Annotated in this window: 8 protein-coding genes and 1 pseudogene; 6 read left to right on the forward strand and 3 right to left on the reverse strand. The window is 50.9% G+C overall.

Annotated features, from left to right (window positions below):
- Positions 1-230: 230 nt before the first annotated feature.
- The 6 genes and pseudogenes from U869_RS0125010 to glnQ all read left to right on the forward strand — a co-directional run bounded on the left by U869_RS0125010 (position 231) and on the right by glnQ (position 4,452).
- Complete coding sequence (locus U869_RS0125010) at positions 231-1,238, forward strand: LacI family DNA-binding transcriptional regulator (protein ID WP_025122930.1); 1,008 nt, start codon at positions 231-233, stop codon at positions 1,236-1,238.
- A gap of 3 nt (positions 1,239-1,241) precedes the next feature.
- A pseudogene (locus tag U869_RS32010) lies at positions 1,242-1,334 on the forward strand (DNA starvation/stationary phase protection protein Dps); the annotation flags it as partial.
- A gap of 161 nt (positions 1,335-1,495) precedes the next feature.
- Positions 1,496-1,762: a DksA/TraR family C4-type zinc finger protein gene (locus U869_RS0125020; RefSeq protein ID WP_025122929.1), complete on the forward strand. Its 267-nt coding sequence runs from the start codon at positions 1,496-1,498 to the stop codon at positions 1,760-1,762.
- 335 nt (positions 1,763-2,097) lie between these two features.
- Positions 2,098-2,841, forward strand: coding sequence for a glutamine ABC transporter substrate-binding protein GlnH (glnH, locus tag U869_RS0125030; RefSeq protein WP_025122927.1), 744 nt, complete (start codon positions 2,098-2,100; stop codon positions 2,839-2,841).
- 232 nt (positions 2,842-3,073) lie between these two features.
- Positions 3,074-3,733, forward strand: coding sequence for a glutamine ABC transporter permease GlnP (glnP, locus tag U869_RS0125035; protein WP_025122926.1), 660 nt, complete (start codon positions 3,074-3,076; stop codon positions 3,731-3,733).
- Positions 3,730-4,452, forward strand: a complete 723-nt coding sequence (glnQ, locus tag U869_RS0125040) for a glutamine ABC transporter ATP-binding protein GlnQ (RefSeq protein ID WP_025122925.1) — start codon at positions 3,730-3,732, stop codon at positions 4,450-4,452. The genes glnP and glnQ overlap by 4 nt, the downstream gene beginning before the upstream one ends.
- Before the next feature lie 48 nt (positions 4,453-4,500).
- Here the strand turns inward: glnQ and U869_RS0125045 are convergent, their stop codons facing one another.
- The 3 genes from U869_RS0125045 to U869_RS0125055 all read right to left on the reverse strand — a co-directional run bounded on the left by U869_RS0125045 (position 4,501) and on the right by U869_RS0125055 (position 6,086).
- Positions 4,501-5,196, reverse strand: coding sequence for a ParB-like protein (locus U869_RS0125045; RefSeq protein ID WP_025122924.1), 696 nt, complete (start codon positions 5,194-5,196; stop codon positions 4,501-4,503).
- Positions 5,197-5,368: 172 nt separating this feature from the next.
- Positions 5,369-5,578 (reverse strand): hypothetical protein, encoded by a 210-nt coding sequence (locus tag U869_RS0125050; RefSeq protein ID WP_025122923.1) that lies wholly within the window; start codon positions 5,576-5,578, stop codon positions 5,369-5,371.
- Positions 5,553-6,086: a hypothetical protein gene (locus tag U869_RS0125055; protein WP_025122922.1), complete on the reverse strand. Its 534-nt coding sequence runs from the start codon at positions 6,084-6,086 to the stop codon at positions 5,553-5,555. The genes U869_RS0125050 and U869_RS0125055 overlap by 26 nt, the downstream gene beginning before the upstream one ends.
- Positions 6,087-6,392 lie beyond the last annotated feature (306 nt).

The following is a 6,392-nucleotide window of genomic DNA, read 5'->3' on the forward strand; positions in this document are numbered from 1 at the left end:
GAGTAATGGTAGAATGGTAACGTTAACAAACAAAAAAGCGCTTATCGTTTTGCTGAGATTCATGATGTTAATCACAAAAGTTAACGTTAACATTGAAAAAGTGAGATCGCGATCAAAAATTACTCGCGGCGGCTGTTTCGCTTGCTACGACAGAATAGCCGCAGAGCCTTTTACATCAGTAACTTCGTCGTATAGCCTGTTACCTGAGAATAATGACGAGAGTAATAGATATGGCTTCTCTAAAGGATGTGGCGAAACTCGCCAATGTATCGCTCATGACGGTCTCCCGCGCGCTCAATAGCCCGGAAAGACTAAGGTCTGAGACCTTGGCGCGTGTGCAGCTAGCCATCAAGGAGACCAATTACGTTCCCGATCTTTCAGCGAAAAAAATACGCGGCGCACATGCCACACCGAATACTATCGGGGTGCTGGCTCTCGATACGGTGACCACACCATTCTCGGTGGAAATTACGCTTTCAATCGAAGAGACTGCCCGGGCGTATGGCTGGAACAGTTTCGTGGTAAACATGTTCTCTGACGATAATCCAGATACCATTGTCGACCTTCTGCTTTCACACCGGCCAGACGGCATCATCTACACCACCATGGGGCTACGTCAGGTGCCGCTGCCGACCAAACTGCTCACCCTCCCGTGCGTACTGGCCAACTGCGAAAGCTTGCACGATCCTGTCGCCAGCTACATTCCGGACGACGAACAAGGCCAGTTCGAGGCGGTGCAGGCGCTGCTCGCCGCAGGTAACCGTAAACCACTCTGCCTGCATCTGCCAAAACACCATCTTGCTACCTTGCGCCGCCGCCAGGGACTGGAACGCGCCTGCCGGCAAGCGGGTATCGACCCTGACACACTCATGCATAGCTATATGGAGCATGGCGATGAGCACTACCGTGATATCCCAGCCATTGTGCTAGCACATTTCAAGCAGGGTAATCCGCTGTTCGACTCGGTCATTTGCGGCAACGATCGTATCGCCTTTATGGTCTATCAGACGCTACTGGCGCAGGGCCTGCGCATCCCGCAAGATGTGGCAGTCGTGGGTTACGACAATATGGTCGGCATTGGCGAACTATTCCTACCACCACTCTCGACGGTACAACTGCCGCATTACGAAATAGGTCGTCATGCGGCACTGCATATTATCCAGGGCAAGACGCAGACAGATACCGTCAAAATACCCGCGCCCTTGCTCAACAGGGATTCAATCCATCGCAACCGGTGATTGGAAGTTGCCGATGAAGGTACCGCCGACATGTTCACCGCCGCTCCGCGCGATCTGGACAAGTCCCTGTGTTTTATCGAATCCAACAGTGAGTAAAGCGACCTGGCCATTAGCGAAACAGCAGGCTGCGACTCCTTACCCAGCCTGTTTTTTTATGAGAAATCCGAGTGGTATAAAAAGTAGGCTGAATTACACTTGATATTATGCCACCACGATTTAAGTCTTACTGGTGACGCAAAGTGAATAGCGAGGTGAACATGGCAGGCGGATGGACAGCGGACGGCGCGGTGCAGGATCAAATCGACTCAACGGTAGACGATGCCGTGCAACGTGCCCGCCAGGCACTTGGCCAGGGTGAAAGCGAGCAATACTGCCAGGAATGCGGCACCGAGATCCCCACCGCACGCCGTCTGGCATTAAAAGGGGTACGTTACTGCGTGAACTGCCAGGCGGAAATGGATAAAAAACAGGCCGCCAGCAGCCTGTTCAATCGCCGTGGCAGTAAAGACAGCCAGTTACGTTAGCCTCTCGGTGCAAAACCCGCCAGGTTGCACCAAATAAATTCGGACTATGGCTATAAAGTTAGAGTTAGTTATCATTATTGATCTAAAATTGTTAATTATCGGTTGTTTCCCGACTATTGTTTGGTTGATGATAGCCCAAATGCACCACCACAGCCGCGATGCACCATTTTGGTGCCCAGATGTGGTGCATGAAAAACTCTAATTGGCTAGCCAAACCCAACATCACTACGCAACCCTTTGTTTTTATAATGATTGCAAACTTGGCACGATTCTTCCATAGCACAAAATGCAACATAAAAAATGGGTAATCCGCAACCTGTACAGGAATTCCTCTCATGAAGTCTATTTTTAAAGTTTCCCTGGCCGCCCTTTCGCTGGCCTTCGCTGTTAGCTCTCACGCAGCAGACAAGCTGGTTGTCGCCACGGACACCGCTTTCGTACCGTTTGAATTCAAACAAGGTGACCAATACGTCGGTTTCGATATCGATTTATGGGCGGCAATTGCCAAAGAGCTGAAGCTGGATTACACCCTGAAGCCAATGGACTTTAGCGGCATCATTCCTGCGCTGCAAACCAAGAACGTCGATCTAGCGCTGGCCGGTATCACCATTACCGACGAACGCAAAAAGGCGATCGAATTCTCCGATGGCTACTACAAAAGCGGCCTGCTGGTGATGGTTAACGCCGATAACGACAAAGTGAAAGGCATCCAGGATCTGGACGGCAAAGTGGTGGCAGTGAAGAGCGGCACCGGTTCGGTGGATTACGCCAAGCAGCACATCAAAACCAAAGACCTACGCCAGTTCCCGAACATCGACAACGCCTATATGGAACTGGGCACCAAGCGTGCTGATGCCGTGCTGCACGATACGCCAAACATCCTGTACTTCATCAAAACCGCTGGCGCTGGCAAGTTCAAAACCGTAGGCGAGTCGATCGAAGCTCAACAATATGGTATCGCCTTCCCGAAAGGCAGCGACGAGCTGCGTGAGAAAGTGAACGGCGCGCTGAAAACCCTGCGCGACAACGGCACATACAACGAAATCTACAAAAAATGGTTCGGTACCGAACCTAAATGATTTATTGAATTAATATTTTTACCCTATGGATTTCAAGTCGTAGCTAGGCGACAAGCTGTCTCATCCCCAGGAGCTTACTTTTGGGTAAGTGACTGGGGTGAGTCAGCGCAGGTAACAACGCTACGGCTTGAAAGACGACGGGTAAATTACTTAAGCACAGGGGAGGTGTACCCACCCCCTGTGCTTTGCTGTTTATTGATTCCCTCGTTTGGGATCACCGGGAGATAACACTATGCAATTCGATTGGAGTGCCATTTGGCCCGCCATCCCACTGTTGTTAGAAGGCGCCAAAATGACCCTGTGGATTTCGATCCTCGGTCTGATTGGCGGCCTGTTCATCGGCCTGGTTGCCGGCTTTGCCCGCACCTATGGCGGCTGGATCGCCAACCATGTGGCATTGGTCTTCATTGAAGTGATCCGCGGTACGCCGATTGTAGTACAGGTAATGTTTATCTACTTCGCCCTGCCAATGGCCTTTAGCGATTTCCGCATCGATCCTTTCACCGCCGCCGTGGTGACCATCATGATCAACTCGGGTGCCTATATTGCGGAAATTACCCGTGGCGCGGTGTTGTCGATCCACAGCGGTTTCCGTGAAGCCGGTCTGGCCCTGGGGCTGTCACGCCGCGAGACGATCCGTTATGTGATCATGCCGTTGGCACTGCGCCGCATGCTGCCTCCGTTGGGTAACCAGTGGATCATCAGCATCAAGGATACTTCGCTGTTCATTGTGATCGGTGTAGCGGAACTGACCCGTCAGGGGCAGGAAATTATTGCCGGAAACTTCCGCGCGCTGGAAATCTGGAGCGCCGTTGCGGTTGTTTACCTGATTATTACCCTGATGCTTAGCTTCGTGCTGCGTCGTCTGGAAAGAAGGATGAAAATCCTGTGATTGAATTTAAAAACGTCTCCAAGCACTTTGGCCCGACCCAGGTGCTGCACAATATCGACCTGAATATCAAACAGGGTGAAGTGGTGGTGATCATCGGGCCTTCCGGCTCCGGTAAATCAACCCTGCTGCGCTGCATCAACAAACTGGAAGAGATCACCAGTGGGGATTTGGTGGTGGACGGCCTGAAGGTGAACGATCCAAAGGTAGACGATCGCCTGATCCGTCAGGAAGCCGGTATGGTGTTTCAGCAGTTCTACCTGTTCCCGCACCTGACCGCGCTGGAAAACGTCGCCTTTGGCCCGATCCGCGTGCGCGGTTTGAAGAAGGCAGAAGCCGAAAAACTGGCACACGTGTTGTTGGCCAAGGTTGGATTAGCTGAGCGCTCTCACCACTACCCTTCCGAGCTTTCGGGTGGGCAGCAACAACGTGTGGCCATTGCCCGCGCGTTGGCGGTGAAGCCCAAAATGATGCTGTTTGATGAGCCAACTTCGGCGCTCGATCCGGAATTGCGCCATGAAGTGCTGAAGGTCATGCAGGATCTGGCCGAAGAAGGCATGACGATGGTGATCGTGACTCACGAAGTCGGCTTTGCCGAAAAAGTGGCCTCACGACTGATCTTTATCGACAAAGGCCGGATTGCCGAAGATGGCAATCCTCATGACCTGATCAATAACCCGCCGAGCCCACGCCTGCGCGAGTTCTTGCAGCACGTTTCCTAAAGTAAGAGCAAGGCCGCATTTGCGGCCTTGCTACTGCTGACAAACCCTTCACCTTGTCTTGGCCGAACACATTTTACCTGGATAGCCCGGCAGGCTTTTTGCCTCCGGCTCGCAGGCAAGTGTTTTCGCTTGCTCCAGCCGCTCATGCAGGTTGTCTGCATTGACAGCGGCCCAGTTCATTTTATCCCCCAACCAGCTTGCCCAGGCAAATTCGACAAAATAGACCTGCTCTTTTTTCTCAAAGTATCCCTCATCCTGTAACAAGCCCGCTAACGAGCGGTAGGGATAATCAGGCAGATCGGCAATATGCGCTGGCAATTGCTCCGGGGTTATCCGTTGCCCCTGTTCGTTTTTCAGCCACGCCCAGTGATTCGTTGCCATCTGCTGCCAGAACGTCTTCTGATCAACTAGATGAGCAATAATCCTGACGTCGGTTTTCGTCTTGCCCATTTGCCACAGCGTACGGGTGAGATGATGACGATCAACGAGCCAGTAATCTCCCGCGGGGGAAATCACAACAGGGATCTCTTTTTTTGCCAGATAGTTATCGAGTTTTTTCGCGCTTTTTTGCGACAACTTCTGTTGTTCCGCATTCACCTGGAGTAGACCAATGCCGGGTTGGGTGGGATGTAATTGCGCGATCTCCACTTCACATACCTTGCCTGGCGACGTTTCCGGCGAGCAAGGCGGCGCGGCAAGAACCTGCTGGCTAACTATTGCAGACAACAATATCCATTTTTTCATCAATGAGTTACCTGAGATTAAGGTGATTAGTGCGTCAATGCATCATCAGAAGAAAGGCACGATCTTCCTGATGAAATAGCATCATTGAAAACCAGGTAGGATCAATAGGACTAGACCTGCAAACGTTGGGAGATCGCGCTTGACGATAGTTCGCCAAGCGCATGAAGTTGTTTTAGCGGTCTCTGGCTGCAAAGATCGGAGGGCGGGTTACCTTCATGCTGGAGTCAAAGACATAGCGACCATTGACGATCTTTGCCTTACCAGTCTCCAACTTGTTTTTCAAATCCCGAGCTGCCGCCACCTGGAGGCGCATTCCCATTTCAAGTGAGAGAGATTCAGCCGAGATTGTGTCCGGCTTAGTAACTTTGAGTAGTAACGACATAACCTCTTCCTCCTATTGCGGTATCACTGAAAGCTTCCCATCCCACTAATCTCCCGAACAGCCGACTTTTGGATTTACCGTTGAGGCCAAGCAGCCCATTGTAGATGTCAACCAAATCGGTTTGTCTAAGGTATTGGGGATCGGTGGCAGCAGAGAAGACATAAGCTCCTGCGTGACAAAGAGTATAATGGTCATAAATTATACTTGCAACGTTGAGGAGGACCTTACCACCTAGCAAACCAGTATGCTGCACATGTTGAAACCCCTTAAAATCCATGATGACAGGGTCAACTTCGTCGAATACGACAGCCCATACCCCGTTGCTTGAAAAGCGAAAATTCGGGTAAGCTGAAAGAATATCGATACCCTTGCTATTCAGATCATACATCGTCGGTATTTCTTCAAATCCAACCGCATAGGGAATACCTTCCATAGTAAACAAGCGGTAAACCATTCCGTTGCCAAACTGGTCGCTAAAAGGCGGTTGCCAACAAACTCCTTGATTCATAGATCCTCTCCCTGAGCGTGAATATAGGACATATTCAAACAAATGAACCCACCAGCCACAACCAAATAGCTGTGCCTGGCGGGTTCAGATAAAGAGCTGTGGATCGGGATCGCACACCGTTACTTCACATATTGACGTGTGTATTTCCTTCATTAAACATTTAGCGTTTAAAACATGGCACTTTTAAAACACCATCACCGTAAGTACCAACCTCAGTGGAAAACGTCGTTCTGTTTCACCGAGGTAAATGCCTGCATCAGCTTGACCACGTCCTGCATACCGACATTGGGTCATGTATTCAATGTG

Origin of the sequence: Serratia sp. H1w, from assembly GCF_000633355.1 — a bacterium.
GTDB lineage: Bacteria > Pseudomonadota > Gammaproteobacteria > Enterobacterales > Enterobacteriaceae > Chania.